This is a genomic window from Pseudomonas sp. G3-39, from assembly GCF_054790485.1.
Genome location: NZ_CP186497.1, coordinates 4,994,424 through 5,016,118 on the forward strand (window position 1 = coordinate 4,994,424; position 21,695 = coordinate 5,016,118).

Consider the following 21,695-nt stretch of genomic DNA (forward strand, 5'->3'; position numbering starts at 1 on the left):
AAAACCAACAGGTGATCTGACATGAGCCAGCCGAAACTTCTCGATACCCCGCTTTATGCCTTGTTGCACAAAGACGACATCATAGGCTTCAACAAGGAACGCCCGCAAGACGGCCCGATCGACATGGTCGGCGGCGACTTTCGTGGTCTCGATCTGCGTGAACTGAACGCCGATGGCGTGGATTTTCGGGACGCGTACTTTCGCTCCGCCGATTTGCGCGGCATCGATTTCCGTAATTCATCGCTCGAAGGCGCAAGCCTGGCGCACGCTCAGATTTCCGGAGCGTATTTTCCGCCGGAGCTGAGTGCCGACGAGATCCTGATGTCGATGAATTTTGGTACACGCCTGCGTTATCGCACCCGCTGATACTTTTTTATCTTTCTCTGACTCGACGCCTTTCCCCTGTGGGAGCGGGCTTGCTCGCGAAGGCGTAGTGTCAGTCGATACATCTGTTGGCTGAAAGCCCCCCTTCTCGAGCAAGCCCGCTCCCACATTATTTCCGCGTTTCTTCCCTCCTTTCTGCGTTCGCAGCCCCTTTCTTAGAAGCGTTTGCGTCTAATCCGACCAAACAACCACGCTTTTCCTACTGATGGCTACACTCCTGAGAAGATCGCCCACGCACCATTCGGCCGTCGCAAGGAGGCTTGATGAATGATGAACTGCAACACCTGAAGAATCTTGGCAAGACGTCGGCGCAGTGGCTGCATGCCGTGGGCATCCACAGCGCCTCGGACTTGCGTCGCCTGGGGGCGGTGGACGCCTATCGGGCCGTGCGTACCCGCGGGTTTCGCGCATCAAAGGTGTTGTTGTACGCGATCGAAGGGGCGCTGATGGATGTGCACTGGAACGACATCCCGGCCGAACGCAAAGACGCCTTGAACAAGCAGCTCGAAGCCATTTCCTCGCGCCACAAGAACTGAACAGGCACTGACGGCCATGTATCTGCTCGGAGAACAATCGGCACCGGTCGATGCACTGATCAATCGCTTGCAGAGCTTGCCCGCGCGCTGGCTGGAAGGCCTTGCGCCATGCGGGCCAGCCTTTGAGCCAGAAATCTCTGACGACCTGATGGAGCAGCTCCCACACGATCAGCTGTTTCTGCTGACAGAAGGCGTGATCCACGGCTATATCGGCGGTCGTGCGCTCTTTTACTGGCAGGAAGGCGATCTGCTCGGTCTGCAGCAAGGTGACGCCTGGGCCGACTGCCGTCTGCGCAGCGACGGACCATCGCGCTTGCTGCCCTATCGGCGAACCGATCTGTTCCAGCATTTGTATGCCGAACCGGGCCGGGCCGAGCAATGGCTTGAGTATCTGCTGGGGCAGATGGCGCTGCTGGCTCACGCGGTGGCCGAACTGAAGCCACGGGAGTTTCGCAGCACCAATGGCTTCAAACGGGTCGAAAGCGGTGAGGTGTTGATCCGGCAGGGCGATGCCGCTGATCACGTCTTCGTGATCATCGAGGGGCATGCCGAAGCGTTTGTTGATGGGCACAAGGTCGGCGAAGTGCCCAAGGACGAGATTTTCGGCGCCATGGCGGTGTTCACCGGTGAACCGCGCAATGCCACTGTCATCGCTCGCGAGCCAAGCACGGTGATGCTGATTCCAGGCGAACAGTTTCTGAGCATGACCCGTAACAATCCGAAGATTGCCCACAGCCTGATTGAGAGTATGGCCAGGCGCATCGGCCAGCTTAATCAGCAGATCACGCAACTGAGTGCGATCAAGGCTGCGCGTTAAGCCCCCTGTTTCCGGGACATTCCGGCCATTTGTACGACTAAATCAAGCAAATGGAAAAACAGTGGTTGACTCGCTAATGAGAATCGCTATGATTATCACAACTGGTCGCGAGATCAGTCGATATTCTGAAAAGCCCTTGGTTCGGACTCTCAGATTATCTCCTCATCAGGCTAATCACGGTTATTTGACCCGGTTTTTACCGGGTCTTTTTTTGCCTGTGGAAAAGTCATTGCCCGAACTGTTTGCGCATCTGTGCGCAGTAATCCTGCGCGGGCGTGGCCGGGGTGTACCAGACGTAATCGGCCATCGCCGCAGTCACCTCGGCGCCCTGCTCGGCCAGCATCAGCACCGTTGGCGCTTGGGCTGCGCCCAAATCCAGCACATGCAGCGGCACGCCAACATCCTTGCGCGCATGCCAGGCACCCGCCAGCAGCAAGGCTGGCGTCGGCGCTGCCAGCAAACGTTCGGCCATGCGTCGATCGCGCTGTTGCTGAACCGCGAGCATCGCCGGCATCTGTGATTTGGGCAGCAAGCCGCAATGTGAATCGCTGATCTGCTCAAGCAGCGCGGACTTCACCGATGCCGCATTGCTGCGAACTCCAATCAGGGCTGGCGACTGACGATAGAACGCGCGGATTTCACTGTCGTCCAGATTGGCCGCCAACAGCGGATAGCCTTGCGTGAGGGCGAACCGAACGATCGGTCCATAAAGATTCCAGTCCCAGCCATCCTGCCAGGCCAACGCGGCGGCAAGATCGCTAGGCGGCGTTGCCGCATGACGAACCTGATCAACCTTCGGCTGTTGATCCTGCGTGAGCATCTCCAAAAGCAGGCTGCCTTGGGGCCGCTGCTCACCCAGCGCCTGCAACAGCCATAACTGCACAGCGTGATGATCGGCGTTGTCATGTTGCTCGCCAATGATCAGCTGTTGCGGCTTGGCCAGACGCGCCAGCAGTTCCTGCGCCGTCAACACCTGGCCGCTGTGCAGATCGCGTATCTCACCGCTGACTGGTGGTGGCGCAGCAACATGCTGACACCCCGTCAGCCACAACACCGCTAACAACCAGATCCCGCGCATACCATCACCTCGATGAGAAATCAGCGGGCGATGATCAGCGGATGCCCACGCTCCGGGTGCGGCTGCACCAATACTTCGAGACCGAACACGGCTTTGAGCGCGTCCGGTCGCAAGACCTGCTGCGGTGTACCCAGCGCCACCGGGCGCCCGCCCTCAAGCAGCAACACCCGGTCACAATAGCGCGCCGCCAGATTCAGATCATGCAGGATGACCAGCACTGCTGCGCCACGGTCGGCAAATTCACGCACCGCTTGCAGCGTCGTATGTTGGTGCAACGGATCGAGCATTGAGGTCGGCTCATCCAGCAACAAGGTTTGCCCGACCTGCCCCGGCCATAACTGCGCCAGCACCCGCGCCAGATGCACGCGCTGGCGCTCGCCACCCGATAATGCCAGATAACTGCGCCCGCTCAGATGCCCGGCATCCGCAGCGGCCAGCGCTGCCGCAACGATCTCGTCGTCGCGCGCCCGACCGCTCTGATAAGGCAGACGGCCCATGCCGACCACTTCTTCCACGCGAAAGGCAAAATCCAGCGTCGACACCTGCGGCAACACCGCCAGGCGCTGAGCGCGCTGTGAACCTGTCCAGTGACTCAGCACCTTGTCGTCGAGCAACACCTCACCGTCACTGGCCGTCAGCTCACCGCACAAGGCACCGAGCAAGGTGCTTTTGCCGGCACCGTTCGGTCCGAGCACACCCAACACCTCACCGGGTTCAAGCTGCAGGGTGACGTCGCTGAGGACGGTCTTGCGCCCGCGGCGGATGTGCAGATTGTGCGCACGCAGCATCAGGCACGACCTCGCAACAGCAGATAGAGGAAGAACGGCGCGCCGATAAACGCCGTGACGATACCGATCGGCAACTCCGCCGGCGCCAGCGCCAGCCGCGCCACCAGATCCGCCAGCAACAACAGGCTCGCACCCGCCAGTACCGACGCTGGCAGCAACACCCGGTGATCGGGCCCGGCCAATAAACGCACCAGATGGGGCACCACCAGCCCGACGAAACCGATCATCCCGGCTGCCGCTACCGCCGCGCCAACACCCAGCGCAGTGCAAAACACCAATTCACGTTTGAGCCGTTCGACATCAATCCCCAGGTGCCCGGCTTCGGACTCCCCGAGCAACAACGCATTCAGCGCCTTGGCACGCCGCGGCAACCACAGCGCCACGCCAGCGCTGATAATCAGCAACGGCCACAAACGCGCGTAACTGGCGCCATTGAGGCTGCCCAGATTCCAGAAAGTCAGCGTACGCAAAGTCGCGTCATCCGCCAGATAGGTGAACAGACCCACCGCCGAGCTTGCCAATGCCGTCAGGGCGATCCCGGCCAGCAGCATGGTCGCGACGTTAGTCTGGCCGTTGCGCCGACCGAGCCGATAGACCAGCGCCGTCACCCCCAGTCCACCGAGAAACGCGCACGCCGACAACAGGTACGGCCCGAACCACTCCGGCAAACCGCCAAAAAATGACCCGCCGACAATCGCCACCGCCGCACCCAGCGCTGCCCCACTGGAAACCCCGACCAACCCGGGATCGGCCAGCGGATTGCGAAACAAGCCCTGCATCGCCACACCCGACAGTGCCAGCACACCGCCGACGGCCAGACCGAGCAAGGTGCGCGGCAGACGGATCTGCCCGAGGATCAGCTCGGCTTGCTCCAGACCGTCCGGCGCCAACGGCACACCGACCATGCGCAATGCAGCGCGTAACGTATCGAACAGCGGCAGGCTCACCGGCCCCAGTGCCAACGACAGCCAGATGGCAAGCAAACACAGGAGCGTCAGGCCGATAAACAGGCTTCGTGGTTTGACCAGTACGGTCATTGGCCGCTCGGAGTCGGGTAGAAGCCGTCAGACAAACTCTTCAGTACCGCCGGTAAACGCGGCCCGAGCCCGCCGACCAGCAGCGTCGGATCCAGCTCCAGCCCCCGTCCGGCCTTGGCCGCGCGGCTTGAATTGAGAATGGGGTTTTCCTTGAACAGCGCGGCTTTCGCCGCCTCGCCGGTCAACGCCCGATCAGCGAACACCAGCACTTCAGGATCGAGTCCGGCCAGCGACTCCACGGAGAACGGCTTGTAACCGGTATGCGTCGCCAGGTTATGTCCGCCGGCCCGTTGCAGCAGCCAGTCGGCGGCAGTGTCCTTGCCGGCAATCAACGGTTTGCCGCCGGCATGCCCGATCAGCACTAGCACACCGGGCGTCTTACGCTTGGCCTGCAACTCGGCGACTCGGGCTTTCTGCGCGGTTAGCTGCTGTTGATAACTTTCCAGCAACTGCGCCGCCTGGGCTTGCGCGCCGAGCAACTGCCCGAGATGCGTGATGTTTTTTTCCAGTGTCGGCAGATCCGGCTGCGCCGAGAACAGTTCGACATGTACCTTGGCGTTTTTCACTTGAGCGATAACCGATGGCGGGCCCATTTCTTCGGTGCCAATGAGGATGTCCGGGCGCAGACTGAGAATGCCTTCTGCCGAGAGACTGCGTTGATAGCCGATGCTGGGCAGCTTCTTCAGCGATTGCGGATGCTGGCTGGTGGTGTCGACGCCGACCAGTTTAGATTCGCCGCCCAACACGCTCACCCACTCCGATAGCGCGCCACCGGCACTGACCCAACGTTGTGGCAAATCGGCAGCTGTCGCCTGAAGGCTGGCGAGCAGTCCGACACACAGCACAGCAACGCGGGTAATCAGGCGCATACGCAGCTTTCCTTGAACAGTTTTCCCGGGCAGCGAACCGGCAGGCCAAGTATCCTTGGCGGCGGCTGCGCACAGTGGGCGAAGGCGGACATTTGATAATTGTTTGCATTTAAACGTCAAGCTCGGACATTTCCTGAAACGAGCCGACACTTGAGGATAGCCATGAAGTTTTTGTGCGCCGGCGCCGATCTCGCTGAGGCGGGCAGCCGCGGTTTCGACATCGACGGCAATAAACTGTTTGCCGTGCGCCGCAATGGTCAGGCCTATGTTTATCTCAACCGTTGCCCGCATCGCGGCGTCGGTCTGGAATGGCACCCCGACCAGTTTCTCGACCCGAGCAACAGCCTGATCCAGTGCGCCACCCACGGCGCACTGTTTCTGATCGAGGACGGCGAATGCGTCGCCGGGCCCTGCGCCGGGCAATCCCTGACCGCCATCCCCTGCCGCGAAGACGCACAGGGGCTGTGGATAGATGTTTAACCGCTGAGCAAAACGTCCAGCCGCCGGTCGATCACCATCTCTTCGTGGTTCAAGCGCACACCGTAGGCCAACACCTCGACCCCGCACGCCACCGCTTCACGCAGGGCATCCGCGTACGCCGAATCGATTTCTTCGGCCGGTCGCACCGCTTCAATCCCGCTGAGATTGACGCAATACAACTGCACCGCACGAATACCGTCACGGGCCAGATGCGCCAGCTCGCGCAGATGCTTGGCGCCGCGCTGGGTAACTGCGTCGGGAAAGGCCGCGACATTCGTCCCGTCGAACCCCAAAGTGACACTCTTCACTTCCACATAAGCCGGCCCGCTCGGGTATTCAAGGCGGAAATCGATACGGCTTTTTTCCTGACCGTATGCCACTTCGCGTTTAAGCGCCGTGAAGCCGTTCAACTCGCTGATGACACCGGCCTGCAGCGCCTCTTCAACGAGGGCGTTGGCGCGGCCGGTGTTCACGCAGAACAGTCGACCCTGCGGCGTTTCCCCGATTTCCCAAGTGCCAGGCAGTTTGCGCTTCGGGTCGTTTGAGCGACTGAACCACACTTGCCCGCCTTCGACCTGGCAGTTGAGCATCGAGCCGGTGTTCGGGCAGTGCAGGGTCAACAACTCGCCATTGACCGTTTCAACGTCCGCCAGAAAACGTTTGTAGCGACGAATCAGCCGCGCCTCTTCCAGAGCCGGATAAAAGCGCATCAGCCTTGCCAGCTCTTCAAGCCGCGAGCGATACGTTCCACCGCTTCCTGTAAGCGAGGGAGGTTTTGCGTGTAAGCGAAACGCACATGGTGGCTGGCCTGATAACGCCCGAAATCCAGCCCCGGGGTGAAGGCAACGTGCTCGGTTTCTAGGAAATGTCGACAGAAAGCGAAGGCATCACCGCCGAACTGACTGATATCTGCATACAAGTAGAACGCACCTTCAGGCTCGACGGCGATATTGAAACCCAATTCGCGCAACGCCGGCAGCAGGAAGTCGCGGCGGCGGCCAAATTCGGCGCGGCGCTCTTCGAGGATGCTGATGGTGTCCGGCTCGAAGCAAGCCAAAGCGGCATACTGCGCCATGCTCGGGGCGCTGATGTAGAGGTTCTGTGCAAGTTTTTCCAGCTCACTGACGGCCGCATCCGGCGCCACCAGCCAGCCGAGCCGCCAACCGGTCATGCCGAAATATTTGGAGAAACTATTGAGGACAAAGGCACTGTCATCCACTTCCAGCACGCTGGCGGCATCGGTGCCGTAAGTCAGGCCGTGGTAGATCTCGTCCACCACCAGATGCCCGTGGCGCGCCTTGATCGCGGTGGATAACCCGGCCAGTTCATCACGGGTCAGAATGGTGCCGGTCGGGTTGGCCGGCGACGCCACCAACGCACCAACGCTGTCGTGATCCCAGTGACGTGCCACCAGATCCGGGGTCAGTTGGTAACGCACCTCCGGCCCGACCGGCACCAGTTGCGCCGCGCCTTCGACCAGTCGCAGAAAGTGCCGGTTGCACGGGTAGCCCGGATCCGCCAGCAGCCAGTGTTTGCCCGGATCGACCAGCAAGGCACTGGCCAGCAACAGCGCACCCGAGCCACCCGGCGTGATCAGGATCCGCCGCGGATCGATGTTCAAACCGTAACGCGATTGATAGAACCCGGAAATCGCCTCGCGCAGTTCAGGAATACCGCGCGCCGCGGTGTAGCGCGTCTTGCCCGCCGTCAGCGCCGCTTGCCCGGCACGGATGATCGGCTCGGCCGTGGTGAAGTCCGGCTCGCCGATTTCCAGGTGGATCACGTCGTGACCTTCGGCCTGCAGTTCGTTGGCCCGCGCCAGCAGCGCCATTACATGGAACGGTTCGATCGCACGACTGCGCGCACTGTAAGGCTGAGCCATTGGTTTTCCTTCGACGGGGAAAAAGAGACGATTCTACCCATCTGCCGGAACGAGCGAGAACCCGTCGCGGTCACAGCCTCAAGAACGCTGGACTGTAACGATATGCGCGTACGCTCCAGGATTGACTAAAATCAGAGATTGATCAGGTCTCCATCACTGTCAGACATGGCTTGCCAGACTTCTGCAAGCGCCACCCGCCGGGGCCTCGACATCCGGGAGTAGCGCAGGCCGAATTGATCTGGTAAGTTCGCCCGCTTGCAGCCGCAGGGCCGGCAGGTGTCGGTGATGGAGCAATCCTGCGCAATGGATTACAAGAGTAGAGGCGGTCCATTTCATGCCCACCCAAGCAAAGCAACAGCAGCAAGTGACGATCAGCGGCTTCGAACCTTACGTTCCGAAGGAAGGCGAGGAGTACATGGGCGCCCCGATGCGCGCGCACTTCACCAAGATCCTGAACAAGTGGAAACAGGACTTGATGCAGGAAGTCGACCGTACTGTTGATCACATGAAAGACGAAGCGGCCAACTTCCCTGACCCGGCCGACCGTGCCAGCCAGGAAGAAGAATTCGCCCTCGAGCTGCGCGCCCGCGACCGCGAGCGCAAACTGATCAAGAAGATCGACAAGACCCTCGAACTGATCCAGGACGAAGAGTACGGCTGGTGCGAGTCCTGCGGCATCGAAATCGGCGTCAAGCGCCTCGAGGCCCGTCCTACTGCGGATCTGTGCATCGACTGCAAGACCCTGGCGGAAATCAAGGAAAAGCAGGTCGGCAAGTAATCTCGACCTGAATGAAAAACGGAGCGTGCGAACGCTCCGTTTTTGTTTCTGCCTTTTGCCTTTGCCCTTTATGCCTTGCTTTTGTGGGAGGGGGCTTGCTCCCGAATGCGGCCGGCAATTCAACATCCAGGTTGTCTGAACTGACGCTTTCGCGAGCAAGCCCGCTCCCACAGGGGTAATCTGCGCGGATCCTGAAAAGTTATATTGTCCACATGACTGCCAAAACCGCCCCCGCCTACATCGGCCGCTTCGCCCCGACCCCCAGTGGCCATCTGCACTTCGGCTCGCTGGTTGCCGCCCTCGCCTCTTATCTCGACGCGCGCGCGGTCGGCGGGCGCTGGCTGGTGCGCATGGAAGATCTCGATCCACCCCGGGAAGAGCCCGGCGCGCAGGCGGCCATTCTCAAAGCGCTGGAAAGCTACGGTTTCGAATGGGACGGCGAAATGGTGCGCCAGAGTGACCGGCACGACGCCTACGCCGAAGTCCTCAACAGTCTGTTCAATCACGGCCTGGCCTACGCCTGCACCTGTTCGCGCAAGCAACTGGAGCCGTACCACGGGATTTATCCAGGCTTGTGCCGCAATGCCGGGCATGAGCAGCAAGACGCGGCGATCCGCCTGCGCGTGCCGGAACTGGAATACCACTTCATCGACCGCGTGCAGGGCGAGTTCCGCCAGCATCTGGGGCGCGACGTCGGCGATTTCGTGATTCGCCGCCGCGACGGCCTCTACGCCTATCAACTGGCGGTGGTGCTGGATGACGCCTGGCAAGGCATCACCGACATCGTGCGCGGTGCCGACCTGCTCGACTCCACGCCACGCCAGCTCTACCTGCAAGAACTGTTGGGCCTGCGTCAGCCGCGCTATCTGCACTTGCCATTGATCACGCAGCCGGACGGCAACAAACTCGGCAAATCCTACCGTTCGCCGCCGCTTGAGGCCGATCAGGCCACGCCGCTGCTGTTGCGAGCCTTGCGTGCGCTGGGGCAAAACCCCGGTGCCGAACTGGCCCATGCCACCCCCGAGGAATTGCTGAAATGGGGCGCAGCCCACTGGGATGCGACAAAGATCCCGCGCACACTGACCCTGCCCGAAGCGCAACTGCAATGACGACACTTGCAGTGGCGCGCCCATCCGTTACCATCGCCGCACGTTTTCGGGCACGCGCATAAAAAAGAGAGGCCGGGATGTACATCTATCGCTTGGTCCTGCTTCTGGTCGTGGGAATCTATCTGTTTTCGCCAGCCATCATGGATTGGTGGATCGACGCCACGGGCGCCTGGTATCGGCCGTATCTGCTCTGGTTGATCCTGATTGTCGTGACCTTCATCCTGCAGAGCCAAAAAGATGCCGATGAGCTTTAGCCTGACCCAGATGATCCTGGTCAGCGCCGCGTACCTGACGGTGCTGTTCGGCGTCGCCTGGATCAGCGAACGGGGCATGATCCCGCGAGCGATCATTCGCCACCCGCTGACCTACACCCTGTCGCTGGGGGTCTATGCCAGTGCCTGGGCGTTTTACGGAACGGTGGGGCTGGCCTATCAGTACGGCTACGGTTTTCTCTCCAGTTATCTCGGGGTGTCCGGCGCGTTTCTGCTGGCGCCGGTGCTGCTGTATCCGATCCTGAAAATCACCCGCACTTATCAATTGTCGTCGCTGGCGGATCTGTTCGCCTTCCGCTTCCGCAGCACCTGGGCCGGCGCGCTGACCACGATCTTCATGCTGATCGGCGTACTGCCGCTGCTGGCGTTGCAGATTCAGGCGGTGGCCGATTCCATCGGCATCCTGACGGGCGAACCGATCCAGAGCCGCGTCGCGCTGGCGTTCTGTGCGCTGATCATTCTGTTCACGATCTTCTTCGGCTCCCGGCATATCGCCACCCGCGAGAAACACGAAGGGCTGGTGTTCGCGATTGCCTTCGAATCGGTGATCAAACTGATCGCCCTCGGCGGCGTCGGCCTCTATGCGCTGTACGGCGTGTTCGACGGCCCGCAACAGCTTGAACTGTGGTTGCTGCAAAACCAGACCGCCCTCGCCGCGCTGCACACGCCGCTGCAGGAAGGGCCGTGGCGCACGCTGTTGCTGGTGTTCTTCGCCTCGGCGATCGTGATGCCGCACATGTACCACATGACCTTCACCGAAAACCTCAACCCGCGCTCGCTGGTCAGCGCCAGCTGGGGACTGCCGCTGTTCCTGTTGCTGATGAGTCTGGCGGTGCCGTTGATTCTCTGGGCCGGCCTGAAACTCGGCGCCACCACTGACCCGGAATACTTCACCCTCGGCATCGGCATTGCCGCCAACAGCAAACCGCTGGCCTTGCTGGCGTACGTCGGCGGACTGTCGGCCGCCAGTGGCCTGATCATCGTCACCACCCTGGCGCTGTCCGGCATGGCGCTGAACCACTTGGTGCTGCCGCTGTACCAGCCACCGGCCGAAGGCAATATCTACCGCTGGCTGAAGTGGACCCGCCGGGCGTTGATCGTCGCGATCATCATGGCCGGTTTCTGCTTTTACCTGATGCTCGGCGCCGGACAGGACCTGGCCAACCTTGGCATCGTCGCCTTCGTCGCGACCCTGCAATTCCTGCCCGGCGTGCTCTCGGTGCTGTACTGGCCGACCGCCAACCGGCGCGGCTTTATCGCCGGCCTGCTGGCGGGGATTCTGGTGTGGGTGGTGACCATGCTGTTGCCGCTGGTCGGCAACCTGCAGGGTTTCTACATCCCCCTGTTGAACATGATTTACGTGCTGGACGACACCAGTTGGCACATGGCGGCCATCGCCTCGCTGGCAGCCAACGTATTGATGTTCACGCTGATCTCGCTGTTCACCAACGCCAGCCCTGAAGAGGCCAGCGCCGCCGAAGCCTGCGCGGTGGATAACGTGCGTCGCCCGCAACGCCGCGAACTGCACGCTGCTTCACCCCAGGAATTCGCCACGCAACTGGCCAAACCGCTGGGCGCCAAGGCGGCGCAGAAAGAAGTCGAGCAGGCCCTGCGCGACCTCTATCTGCCGTTCGACGAACGCCGTCCTTATGCCTTGCGCCGCTTGCGCGACCGCATCGAAGCCAACCTCTCCGGCCTGATGGGCCCGAGCGTGGCGCAGGACATGGTCGAAACCTTCCTGCCGTACAAGGCTGGCGGCGAGAACTACGTAACCGAAGACATCCACTTCATCGAAAGCCGTCTTGAGGACTACCACTCGCGCCTCACCGGGCTGGCCGCCGAGCTCGACGCCTTGCGCCGCTACCACCGCCAGACGCTGCAGGAGCTGCCGATGGGTGTCTGCTCGCTGGCCAAGGATCAAGAGATCCTGATGTGGAACAAGGCCATGGAAGAACTCACCGGCATCGCCGCGCAACGGGTGGTCGGTTCGCGCCTGAGCACCATCGCCAATCCGTGGAAGCAATTGCTGCAAGGCTTCATCAACCTGCCCGATGAACATTTGCACAAGCAGCACCTGGCCCTCGACGGCCAGACCCGCTGGCTCAATCTGCACAAAGCGGCGATCGATGAACCGTTGGCCCCGGGCAACAGCGGCCTGGTGCTGCTGGTGGAAGACCTGACCGAAACGCAGATGCTCGAAGACAAACTGGTGCACTCCGAGCGTCTGGCGAGCATCGGTCGACTGGCGGCAGGTGTGGCTCATGAAATCGGCAACCCGATCACCGGCATCGCCTGTCTGGCGCAGAACCTGCGCGAAGAGCGTGAAGAAGATGGCGAACTGACGGAAATCAGCGGGCAGATCCTCGAACAGACCAAGCGCGTGTCGCGCATCGTGCAGTCGCTGATGAGCTTCGCCCACGCCGGCAGCCACCAGCACAGCGACGAGCCGGTGTGTCTGGCTGAAGTCGCGCAGGACGCGATTGGCCTGCTGGCACTCAACCGGCGCAACTTCGAAGTGCAGTTCTACAACCTGTGCGACCCCGATCACTGGGTCGAAGGCGATCCGCAGCGCCTCGCCCAGGTGCTGATCAATCTGCTCTCCAATGCCCGCGACGCCTCGCCGCCGCACAGTGCCGTACGGGTCAAGAGTGAAGCCGGCGAACACACGGTCGATCTGATCGTCGAAGACGAAGGCAGTGGTATTCCGCAGAACATCATGGACCGATTGTTCGAACCTTTCTTCACCACCAAGGATCCGGGTGAAGGTACCGGTCTGGGCCTTGCACTGGTCTATTCCATCGTTGAAGAGCATTATGGACAAATCACCATCGACAGCCCGGCTGATGTACAAAGCCAGCGCGGCACCCGTATCCGGGTGACCTTACCGCGTCATGTCGAAGCGACGTCCGCTGTGAACTGAGACCGTCGAGAGTATCGAATCAATGCCGCACATTTTGATCGTCGAAGACGAAACCATTATCCGCTCCGCCTTGCGCCGCCTGCTGGAACGTAACCAGTATCAGGTCAGCGAAGCCGGTTCTGTGCAGGAAGCACAAGAACGCTTCAGTATTCCCACATTCGATCTGATCGTCAGCGACCTGCGCCTGCCTGGCGCCCCCGGCACAGAGCTGATCAAGCTTGGCCAGGGCAAACCGGTGCTGATCATGACCAGCTACGCCAGCCTGCGCTCGGCGGTCGACTCGATGAAGATGGGCGCGGTGGACTACATCGCCAAGCCTTTCGATCACGATGAAATGCTCCAGGCGGTCGCGCGAATCCTGCGTGATCACCAGTCGGCGCCTGCCGCCAGCGAAGTGCCTGCCGGCAAAGCAGCCAATGGCAGCGGCAAGTCGTCTGTCGACAACAGCAACGGCGAGATCGGCATCATTGGCTCGTGCCCGCCGATGCAGGATCTGTACAGCAAGATCCGCAAGGTCGCACCGACCGATTCCAATGTCCTGATCCAGGGCGAGTCCGGCACCGGTAAAGAGCTGGTGGCCCGCGCCCTGCATAACCTGTCCAAGCGTGCCAAGGCACCGATGATTTCGGTGAACTGCGCTGCCATTCCGGAAAGCCTGATCGAGTCCGAACTGTTCGGCCACGAAAAAGGCGCGTTCACTGGCGCCAGCGCCGGTCGCGCCGGTCTGGTGGAAGCGGCGGATGGCGGCACGCTGTTCCTCGACGAGATCGGCGAACTGCCGCTCGAAGCCCAGGCCCGTCTGCTGCGCGTGCTGCAGGAAGGCGAGATTCGCCGCGTGGGGTCGGTGCAGTCGCAAAAGGTCGATGTGCGTTTGATCGCCGCGACCCACCGTGACCTCAAGAGCCTGGCGAAAATCGGCCAGTTCCGTGAAGACCTGTATTACCGCCTGCACGTGATTGCCCTGAAACTGCCGGCGTTGCGCGAACGTGGCGCCGACGTCAACGAAATCGCCACGGCGTTCCTCGCTCGCCAGAGTGCGCGCATCAACCGTACCGACCTGAAATTTGCCGCCGATGCCGAACAGGCCATCCGGCATTATTCCTGGCCGGGCAACGTGCGCGAGCTGGAAAACGCGGTGGAGCGTGCAGTGATCCTGAGCGAAAGCCCGGAAATCTCCGCCGACCTGTTGGGCATCGATATCGAGCTGAGCGATCTGGAGGACGACGAGTTCATCGGCCTGCCGCCACAAACGGCCGGTAACGCCAGCAACAGCAGCCATGAGCCGACCGAAGACCTGTCGCTGGAGGACTACTTCCAGCACTTCGTCCTCGAACACCAGGACCACATGACCGAGACCGAACTGGCGCGCAAACTGGGCGTCAGCCGCAAGTGCCTGTGGGAACGCCGTCAGCGCCTGGGCATTCCACGGCGCAAGACCGGGGTCGCCAGCGAGAGCTGAACGTTACCTGTCGAGTGCGCGCGTAACGCTTGAAGATGTGAAAAAACTGTTACCTCAGTCCTTTCACGTAACAGAAGCCGGGGTTATCGGTAACGAAACCCCGGCTTTTTTTCGCCCCGAGAAAACCGTTATATCGACCTAACCCCTTGTTTTATTGGGCTTCGCAAAAGTTGGCACGGCACCTGCTATATGTTTGGTACAAGAACAATAACAAGCAATGCACAAGACAATAAAAATAAGACGAATCGACTCACGCACAATAAAAACAAGACGGCGAGAGGCGCAGCTAACTGATTCTTTTGGAGAGGCGTTGTATTTGGGGCTAGCCCCACGACCAGGCCGAGAACAACAAAAACTGTCCTAAGACAGAGCCTGTACTGGTTGGATCGCAAGATCACTGCAACACAGCGACCAAAGCAATCCGTTTGCTCTTGGCTCCCGATTGGGAGGGTCATGAAGGAAAAGCTTCATGGCGAGGGCACTCAACAAAAACAAGAAGCCCGAATCAATAATAAAAAGAGCACGCAACTACTTCTGGGGGAGCTTCGGCTCCCCTTGTAGTTTCTTCCCCCCCGCAAAAACCCGCCCCCAAAGCCTTTAGCCTGCGACTTACAGCGCAAATCCGCTGCGTCCTACACCATCCCCCGACTAAATGCTAGAATCTGCGCCCATCATGCGGTCATTCTTTGGTATGGCCGAACATTCCTTCAAACAGTGCATCCCATGCTGAAGAAGCTGTTCCAGTCATTCCGAACTCCCGTGCGTCGTACGCAACACATCCGCAGCACCCCTGAAGTGCTCAACAGCGGCCAACATTCGCTGCAGAAGGGGCAATTCAGCCGCTATGCGGTCAATATCGTCGAACGCTTGCAGGGCGCCGGCTACCAAGCCTATCTGGTCGGTGGTTGCGTGCGTGACATGCTGTTGGGCATCACGCCCAAGGACTTCGACGTCGCCACCAGCGCCACCCCCGAGCAAGTCCGTGCCGAATTCCGCAATGCGCGGATCATCGGTCGCCGCTTCAAACTGGTGCACATTCATTTCGGTCGCGAAATCATCGAAGTCGCGACCTTCCGCGCCAATCACCCGGTCAATGAAGACGACGAGGACAGCAACCAGTCTTCGCGCAACGAGAGCGGGCGGATTCTGCGCGACAACGTCTACGGCACCCTGGAAGAAGACGCGCAACGCCGCGACTTCACCATCAACGCCTTGTATTACGATCCGGTCAGCGAGCGCATTCTCGATTACGCCAACGGCGTACACGACATCCGCAATCACCTGATCCGCCTGATCGGCGATCCGAAGCAGCGTTACCAGGAAGACCCGGTGCGCATGCTGCGTGCCGTGCGTTTCGCCGCCAAGCTGAATTTCGGCATCGAAAAACACACCGTGCAGCCAATTCGCGAACTGGCGCCGATGCTGCGCGAGATCCCGTCGGCCCGTCTGTTCGAGGAAGTGCTCAAGCTGTTCCTCTCCGGCCACGGCGCGATCACGTTCGAGATGCTGGTCGATCTGCAACTGTTCGCCCCGCTGTTCCCGGCCAGTGCCGACGCACTGGAGCACAACCCGGAATACACCCACACGCTGATCAGCGAAGCGCTGACCAACACCGACCTGCGCATCAAGCAGAACAAACCGGTAACCCCGGCATTCCTGTTTGCCGCCCTGCTCTGGCCTGCCCTGCCGGCCCGCGTGTTGCGTCTGCAAGAGCGTGGCATGCCGCCGATTCCGGCGATGCAGGAAGGTGCGCACGAGCTGATCGCCGAACAGTGCCAGCGCATCGCCATTCCAAAGCGCTTCACCATGCCGATCCGCGAGATCTGGGACATGCAGGAACGCCTGCCACGCCGCAGCGGCAAGCGCGCCGACCTGCTGCTGGACAATCCACGTTTCCGCGCCGGTTACGACTTCCTGCTGTTACGTGAAAGCGCTGGCGAGCAGACCGATGGCTTGGGCGAATGGTGGACGGATTATCAGGACGCCAACGACAGCGAGCGTCGCGAGATGATTCGCGAACTCAGCGGCAAGGGTGATGACGCCAGCGGCGCGCCGCGCAAACGTCGCCGCAGCAGCGGTTCCAAGCGCAAGCGCGCCGGAGCTCCGAGCGCATCGGGCGAATAAGGCATGGAACGCATCTATATTGGCCTGGGCAGCAACCTCGCTGACCCGGCCGAACAATTGCGCAGCGCGCTCAACGCGCTGGGGCATTTGCCGCAGACTTCCCTTGCTGGTGTTTCGGCGTTCTATCAAAGCGATTCACTGCTGCCGGGACAACCGCGTTACACCAACGCGGTCGCCGCCCTCGACAGTGATCTCGCGCCGCTCGATTTGCTCGATGCGCTGCAAGCCATCGAGAACGACCAGGGCCGCGAACGCCTCGAACGCTGGGGCCCGCGCACGCTTGATCTGGACATCCTGTTGTTCGGCGATCGCCTGATCGACGAGCCACGCCTGAAAGTCCCGCATTATCAGATTCAAGAACGGGCGTTCGTTCTGTATCCGCTGGCCGAACTGGCTCCCGCAGACCTGCGCCTGGCCGATGGCCGCGCGCTGTCCGATCTGCTCGCCGCCTGCCCGTTCGTAGGCCTCGAACGCCTCGCGCACGCTTGAAACCACACCTCCTGTGGGAGCGGGCTTGCTCGCGAAAGCGTCGTGTCAGTCACTCAATCAGTCAACAGACCCACCGCTTTCGCGAGCAAGCCCGCTCCCACATCGAGTATTCCAATTCTTATTTTTTGTCGGACAAAAAACCCGCCAATCAGCCCCGCCGCGCCGCTGAATCGCATCAGTAACGCCGGTAACACTCCCCTCGTAACAATGCGGTAACACACGCAATTGACTTCCGCTTGGCTCCTCACGACTATAGGCGTCCCGCTGCCGCCAACCCGGCACATACGGGCGCAATCCAGGCCTTATAAGCACGACAAAAGAGCGTGCGCCTGAGTAGACGAAGAATCACGCGCGTTACTCGCAGTAGTTTCCAGAGCGCCTGAACGAGGATTTTTTACATGCCAGCCATCACCCTGACCACGCTCCAGAGCCTCAAGCAGAAAGGTGAAAAGATCACCATGCTGACCTGCTATGACGCGACCTTCGCCCACGCCTGCAACGAGGCCGGTGTCGAAGTGCTGCTGGTGGGCGACTCCCTCGGCATGGTTCTGCAAGGGCACGACAGCACCTTGCCGGTGACCATCGCAGAAATGGCCTACCACACCGCCTGCGTCAAACGCGGCAACACCGACGCCCTGATCCTGGCCGACCTGCCGTTCATGGCCAACGCCACTATTGAGCAAACCCTGACCAACAGCGCCACGCTGATGCAGGCCGGCGCGCACATGATCAAGGTCGAAGGTGCGCTGTGGCTGGCGGAGTCGATCCGCCTGCTGGCCGAGCGCGGTGTGCCGGTCTGCGCGCACATGGGCCTGACGCCACAAGCGGTGAACATTCTTGGCGGCTACAAAGTGCAGGGCCGCAACGAGAACCAGGCGCGGCAGATGCGTGCCGACGCGATCTCGCTCGAGCAGGCTGGCGTCGCCATGCTGCTGCTCGAATGCGTGCCGAGCGAACTGGCCGCCGAAATCAGCCAGGCGGTGAAGATTCCGGTCATCGGCATCGGCGCCGGTAGCGATACCGACGGCCAGGTACTGGTGCTGCACGACATGCTCGGCCTGTCGATCACTGGCCGCGTACCGAAATTTGTCAAGAACTTCATGCAGGGTCAGGACAGCATCCAGTCCGCACTGAAGGCCTACGTCAACGAAGTCAAAGGCGTTACTTTCCCTGGGATCGAACACGGATTCTCTGCATGAACACCGTTAAAACCGTACGCGAACTTCGCGCCGCCGTGGCGCGCGCCCGCAGTGAAGGCAAGCGCATCGGCTTCGTGCCGACCATGGGCAACCTGCACAGCGGCCATATCGCGCTGATCACCAAAGCCACTCAGCGCGTGGATTTCGTGGTCGCGAGCATTTTCGTCAACCCGCTGCAGTTCGGCGCCGGTGAAGACCTCGACAAGTACCCGCGCACCCTGGCGGCGGATCAGGAAAAGCTGCTGCAAGCCGGCTGCCACTTGCTGTTCGCCCCGACCGTCGAAGAGATGTACCCCGACGGCATGGCCGGGCAGACCCGGGTCAGCGTTCCGCAACTGTCCGAAGGCCTGTGCGGCGCCAGCCGCCCGGGGCACTTCGAGGGCGTGGCGACGGTGGTCAGCAAGCTGTTCAACATGGTTCAGCCGGATCTGGCGATCTTCGGCCAGAAAGACTTCCAGCAACTGGCGGTAATCCGCGCGCTGGTGCATGACCTGAACATGCCGATCCAGATCATCGGCGAACCCACCGTGCGTGCGGCCGATGGCCTGGCGCTGTCGTCGCGCAACGGCTTCCTCAGCGAAGATCAACGCGCGGTGGCGCCAGTGGTCTACCGCACCCTGAGCACGATTGCCGAGTCGATCAAACACGGTGAGCGCGACTACCCGGCGCTGATCGCAGCCCAGGTGCAACAGCTGGAAGCCGCCGGCCTGCGTCCGGATTACCTGGAAATCCGTCATGCCCTGACCTTGCGTCCGGCGACGGCAGAAGACCGCGATCTGGTGATTCTGGTGGCGGCGTTCCTCGGCACCACGCGGTTGATCGACAACCTGCACCTGAACCTCGATAGCCCGACTTAAAAAACAGCGCAATACCCCTGTAGGAGTGAGCCTGCTCGCGATGAGGGCCTGACTTTCGACACCATTGTTGAATGACAGTCCACTATCGCGAGCAGGCTCACTCCTACAGTGTTTTTCAGTGTTCTGAAATTTGCATTTCAAGCCATATTGCCGCCCCCAAAGCCTTCGGGCACACTGCCCGCCGTTTGCTTCCAACCCGGGAAATCCCTCATGCACGCCATCATGCTCAAGGCCAAGCTGCACCGCGCCGAAGTCACCCATGCGGTACTCGATTACGAAGGTTCCTGCGCCATCGATGGCGAGTGGCTGGACTTGTCCGGCATCCGTGAGTACGAGCAGATCCAGATCTATAACGTCGACAATGGCGAGCGTTTCACCACCTACGCGATTCGTGGCGAAGAAGGTTCGCGGATGATTTCGGTCAATGGCGCAGCCGCGCACAAAGCCAAGGTCGGCGACCGCGTGATCATTTGCGCCTACGCCCATTACAGCGAAGCGGAACTGGTCAATTTCAAGCCGCGCATGCTGTACATGGCACCGGGCAATGAGCTCAGCCACACCAGCAACGCCATTCCGGTTCAGGTGGCCTGAGCCGCTTCGACGCGTCACTCCCCTTCCGTTGGTCGGCCCGTTCCCGGTATTGATGTTAAAAAAGTACAGGGAACAGGTCAGAAGAAGTCAAGACAGATCGCAGCGCGAGGTTTACTGTATTCGCCCTGCGTTGAAAAATCGTGTCGACGCATTTGACCCTCGCCCAAACATGGCGTATCGGTCTGTTCTGTGTTCAAAAGGCCGTTCAAGTAAAAAGGAAAACCGCAGCGATGGCGTACTACCGCACTCCTCATGACGTTACCGCTCTGCCTGCCTGGCAAGCGTTGAAAGATCACCGCCAAGCCATGCAGGATTTCAGCATGCGCGAAGCCTTCAACGCCGATCCGCAGCGCTTCAATCAATTCACGCTCAGCAGCTGCGGACTGTTTCTCGATTATTCGAAGAACCTGATCAACGCCGAAACCCGCAACCTGCTGGTGGGTCTGGCCAATGAAGTCGATCTGAAAGGCGCGATCAAAGCGCTGTTCGACGGCGAAATCGTCAACGCCTCCGAAGGCCGCCCGGCGCTGCACACCGCCCTGCGCCGTCCGGTCGGCGACAAGCTGTCGGTCAACGGCGTCAACGTGATGCCGGAAGTGCACAAGGTGCTGAACCAGATCACGGATCTGGTCGGCCGCATCCACGACGGCCTGTGGCGTGGTTACACCGAGAAGCCGATCACTGACGTGGTCAACATCGGCATCGGTGGTTCGTTCCTCGGCCCGGAGCTGGTCTCCGAAGCGCTGTTGTCCTACGCGCAGAAAGGCGTGCGTTGCCACTACCTGGCGAACATCGACGGCAGTGAGTTCCACGAACTGACGCAAAAGTTGCGCGCCGAAACCACACTGTTCATCGTTTCGTCGAAATCCTTCAACACCCTCGAAACCCTGAAGAACGCTCAGGCCGCCCGCGCCTGGTATCTGGCTCAGGGTGGTTCGGAAGCCGAGCTGTATCGCCACTTCATCGCGGTATCGAGCAACAACGCTGCGGCCGTTGCGTTCGGCATCCGTGAAGAAAACATCTTCCCGATGTGGGACTGGGTCGGCGGTCGTTACTCGCTGTGGTCGGCCATCGGTCTGCCGATTGCCCTGGCCATCGGCATGTCCAACTTCAAGGAACTGCTGTCCGGTGCCTACACCATGGACCAGCATTTCCAGAGCGCACCATTCGAACAGAACATGCCAGTGCTGCTGGCCCTGCTCGGCGTGTGGTACGGCAACTTCTGGGGCGCGCAAAGCCACGCGATCCTGCCGTACGACCACTATCTGCGCAACATCACCAAGCACTTGCAACAGCTGGATATGGAATCCAACGGCAAGAGCGTGCGTCAGGACGGCACCTCGGTGTCGACCGATACCGGCCCGGTGATCTGGGGCGGCGTCGGCTGCAACGGTCAGCACGCTTATCACCAGTTGCTGCACCAGGGCACCCAACTGATCCCGGCTGATTTCATCGTGCCGATCGTCAGCTTCAACCCGGTCTCCGACCACCATCAGTGGCTGTACGCCAACTGCCTGTCGCAGAGCCAGGCGCTGATGCTCGGCAAGACCCTGCCGGAAGCCGAGGCCGAACTGCGCGAAAAAGGCATGAGTGAAGAGCAGGTGCGCAAACTCGCACCGCACAAGGTGATCCCGGGCAACCGTCCGAGCAACACCATTGTGGTCGAGCGCATCAGCCCGCGTCGTCTCGGCGCGCTGGTCGCCATGTATGAGCACAAAGTGTTCGTGCAAAGCGTGGTCTGGGGCATCAACGCCTTCGACCAGTGGGGCGTGGAACTGGGCAAGGAGCTGGGCAAAGGCGTTTACAACCGTCTGGTCGGCAGTGATGAAACCGTCGCTGACGATGCTTCTACCCAGGGCCTGATCAACTACTTCCGCGGTCGTCACCGCGGGTGATTTGAAAGCAGCGCTGTAACCCTGTGGGAGGGGGCTTGTTCCCGAATGCGGTGTGTCATTCAGCAGAAATGTTGACTGATACACCACGTTCGGGAGCAAGCCCCCTCCCACAGTTGTTTAAGGTGCATTCA

The 21,695-nt window shown here is 60.8% G+C and carries 21 protein-coding genes; 15 read left to right on the forward strand and 6 right to left on the reverse strand.

The annotated features are described in order from the left end of the window. The first annotated feature begins 21 nt into the window (after window positions 1-21). The 3 genes from ACOYXG_RS22475 (at window position 22) to ACOYXG_RS22485 (ending at window position 1,737) form a co-directional block, all read left to right on the forward strand. The gene (locus ACOYXG_RS22475; RefSeq protein ID WP_460354066.1) at window positions 22-366 is read left to right on the forward strand and encodes a pentapeptide repeat-containing protein; all 345 of its coding nucleotides are present in this window, start codon (window positions 22-24) and stop codon (window positions 364-366) included. A 281-nt stretch (window positions 367-647) separates the two neighbouring features. Then, window positions 648-920 (forward strand): TfoX/Sxy family protein, encoded by a 273-nt coding sequence (locus ACOYXG_RS22480; protein WP_003228231.1) that lies wholly within the window; start codon window positions 648-650, stop codon window positions 918-920. A 16-nt stretch (window positions 921-936) separates the two neighbouring features. Then, window positions 937-1,737 (forward strand): Crp/Fnr family transcriptional regulator, encoded by an 801-nt coding sequence (locus ACOYXG_RS22485; RefSeq protein ID WP_210558653.1) that lies wholly within the window; start codon window positions 937-939, stop codon window positions 1,735-1,737. Between the two features lie 226 nt (window positions 1,738-1,963). Here the strand turns inward: ACOYXG_RS22485 and ACOYXG_RS22490 are convergent, their stop codons facing one another. Genes ACOYXG_RS22490 through ACOYXG_RS22505 form a run of 4 tightly spaced genes read right to left on the reverse strand, consistent with a single transcriptional unit; the run spans window position 1,964 to window position 5,509 of the window. After that, window positions 1,964-2,815, reverse strand: coding sequence for a ChaN family lipoprotein (locus ACOYXG_RS22490; RefSeq protein ID WP_460354069.1), 852 nt, complete (start codon window positions 2,813-2,815; stop codon window positions 1,964-1,966). Between the two features lie 20 nt (window positions 2,816-2,835). Beyond that, a complete protein-coding gene (locus ACOYXG_RS22495; RefSeq protein WP_460354072.1) occupies window positions 2,836-3,603 on the reverse strand; it encodes a heme ABC transporter ATP-binding protein in 768 nt (255 codons plus the stop codon). Then, the gene (locus tag ACOYXG_RS22500; RefSeq protein ID WP_177416216.1) at window positions 3,603-4,586 is read right to left on the reverse strand and encodes a FecCD family ABC transporter permease; all 984 of its coding nucleotides are present in this window, start codon (window positions 4,584-4,586) and stop codon (window positions 3,603-3,605) included. Before ACOYXG_RS22500 ends, ACOYXG_RS22495 begins: the two co-directional genes overlap by 1 nt. A 50-nt stretch (window positions 4,587-4,636) precedes the next feature. Continuing rightward, on the reverse strand, window positions 4,637-5,509 hold the full coding sequence (locus ACOYXG_RS22505; RefSeq protein ID WP_460354074.1) for a heme/hemin ABC transporter substrate-binding protein: 873 nt from the start codon (window positions 5,507-5,509) through the stop codon (window positions 4,637-4,639). A 162-nt stretch (window positions 5,510-5,671) separates the two neighbouring features. Between ACOYXG_RS22505 and ACOYXG_RS22510 the strand changes: the two genes are divergently transcribed. Beyond that, window positions 5,672-5,989, forward strand: coding sequence for a Rieske (2Fe-2S) protein (locus tag ACOYXG_RS22510; protein WP_027614091.1), 318 nt, complete (start codon window positions 5,672-5,674; stop codon window positions 5,987-5,989). On the opposite strand, the gene sfsA is transcribed toward ACOYXG_RS22510, so the two are convergent. Next, window positions 5,986-6,699 (reverse strand): DNA/RNA nuclease SfsA, encoded by a 714-nt coding sequence (sfsA, locus tag ACOYXG_RS22515; RefSeq protein WP_135296575.1) that lies wholly within the window; start codon window positions 6,697-6,699, stop codon window positions 5,986-5,988. The genes ACOYXG_RS22510 and sfsA overlap by 4 nt on opposite strands. Continuing rightward, window positions 6,699-7,871: a pyridoxal phosphate-dependent aminotransferase gene (locus ACOYXG_RS22520; RefSeq protein ID WP_135296576.1), complete on the reverse strand. Its 1,173-nt coding sequence runs from the start codon at window positions 7,869-7,871 to the stop codon at window positions 6,699-6,701. Before ACOYXG_RS22520 ends, sfsA begins: the two co-directional genes overlap by 1 nt. A gap of 334 nt (window positions 7,872-8,205) precedes the next feature. Between ACOYXG_RS22520 and dksA the strand changes: the two genes are divergently transcribed. The 11 genes from dksA (at window position 8,206) to pgi (ending at window position 21,564) form a co-directional block, all read left to right on the forward strand. Beyond that, window positions 8,206-8,649, forward strand: coding sequence for an RNA polymerase-binding protein DksA (gene dksA / locus ACOYXG_RS22525; protein WP_027614094.1), 444 nt, complete (start codon window positions 8,206-8,208; stop codon window positions 8,647-8,649). A gap of 212 nt (window positions 8,650-8,861) precedes the next feature. Beyond that, window positions 8,862-9,758 (forward strand): tRNA glutamyl-Q(34) synthetase GluQRS, encoded by an 897-nt coding sequence (gene gluQRS / locus ACOYXG_RS22530; protein WP_098965640.1) that lies wholly within the window; start codon window positions 8,862-8,864, stop codon window positions 9,756-9,758. 77 nt (window positions 9,759-9,835) lie between these two features. Continuing rightward, complete coding sequence (locus ACOYXG_RS22535) at window positions 9,836-10,012, forward strand: hypothetical protein (RefSeq protein WP_003176118.1); 177 nt, start codon at window positions 9,836-9,838, stop codon at window positions 10,010-10,012. Beyond that, window positions 9,996-12,950: a sensor histidine kinase gene (locus ACOYXG_RS22540; protein WP_027614096.1), complete on the forward strand. Its 2,955-nt coding sequence runs from the start codon at window positions 9,996-9,998 to the stop codon at window positions 12,948-12,950. Before ACOYXG_RS22535 ends, ACOYXG_RS22540 begins: the two co-directional genes overlap by 17 nt. A 22-nt stretch (window positions 12,951-12,972) precedes the next feature. Further along, window positions 12,973-14,409, forward strand: coding sequence for a sigma-54-dependent transcriptional regulator (locus tag ACOYXG_RS22545; RefSeq protein ID WP_097089204.1), 1,437 nt, complete (start codon window positions 12,973-12,975; stop codon window positions 14,407-14,409). 723 nt (window positions 14,410-15,132) lie between these two features. Beyond that, window positions 15,133-16,533, forward strand: coding sequence for a polynucleotide adenylyltransferase PcnB (locus tag ACOYXG_RS22550; protein WP_007963895.1), 1,401 nt, complete (start codon window positions 15,133-15,135; stop codon window positions 16,531-16,533). Window positions 16,534-16,536: 3 nt separating this feature from the next. Then, the gene (gene folK, locus ACOYXG_RS22555; RefSeq protein WP_460354079.1) at window positions 16,537-17,022 is read left to right on the forward strand and encodes a 2-amino-4-hydroxy-6-hydroxymethyldihydropteridine diphosphokinase; all 486 of its coding nucleotides are present in this window, start codon (window positions 16,537-16,539) and stop codon (window positions 17,020-17,022) included. 398 nt (window positions 17,023-17,420) lie between these two features. Continuing rightward, window positions 17,421-18,221, forward strand: a complete 801-nt coding sequence (gene panB, locus ACOYXG_RS22560; RefSeq protein ID WP_097089208.1) for a 3-methyl-2-oxobutanoate hydroxymethyltransferase — start codon at window positions 17,421-17,423, stop codon at window positions 18,219-18,221. Beyond that, on the forward strand, window positions 18,218-19,078 hold the full coding sequence (panC, locus tag ACOYXG_RS22565; protein ID WP_097089210.1) for a pantoate--beta-alanine ligase: 861 nt from the start codon (window positions 18,218-18,220) through the stop codon (window positions 19,076-19,078). The genes panB and panC overlap by 4 nt, the downstream gene beginning before the upstream one ends. Before the next feature lie 210 nt (window positions 19,079-19,288). Continuing rightward, a complete protein-coding gene (panD, locus tag ACOYXG_RS22570; protein ID WP_007963888.1) occupies window positions 19,289-19,669 on the forward strand; it encodes an aspartate 1-decarboxylase in 381 nt (126 codons plus the stop codon). A 230-nt stretch (window positions 19,670-19,899) separates the two neighbouring features. Continuing rightward, entirely contained in the window at window positions 19,900-21,564 is a 1,665-nt protein-coding gene (pgi, locus tag ACOYXG_RS22575) for a glucose-6-phosphate isomerase (RefSeq protein ID WP_460354083.1), read from the forward strand. Window positions 21,565-21,695 lie beyond the last annotated feature (131 nt).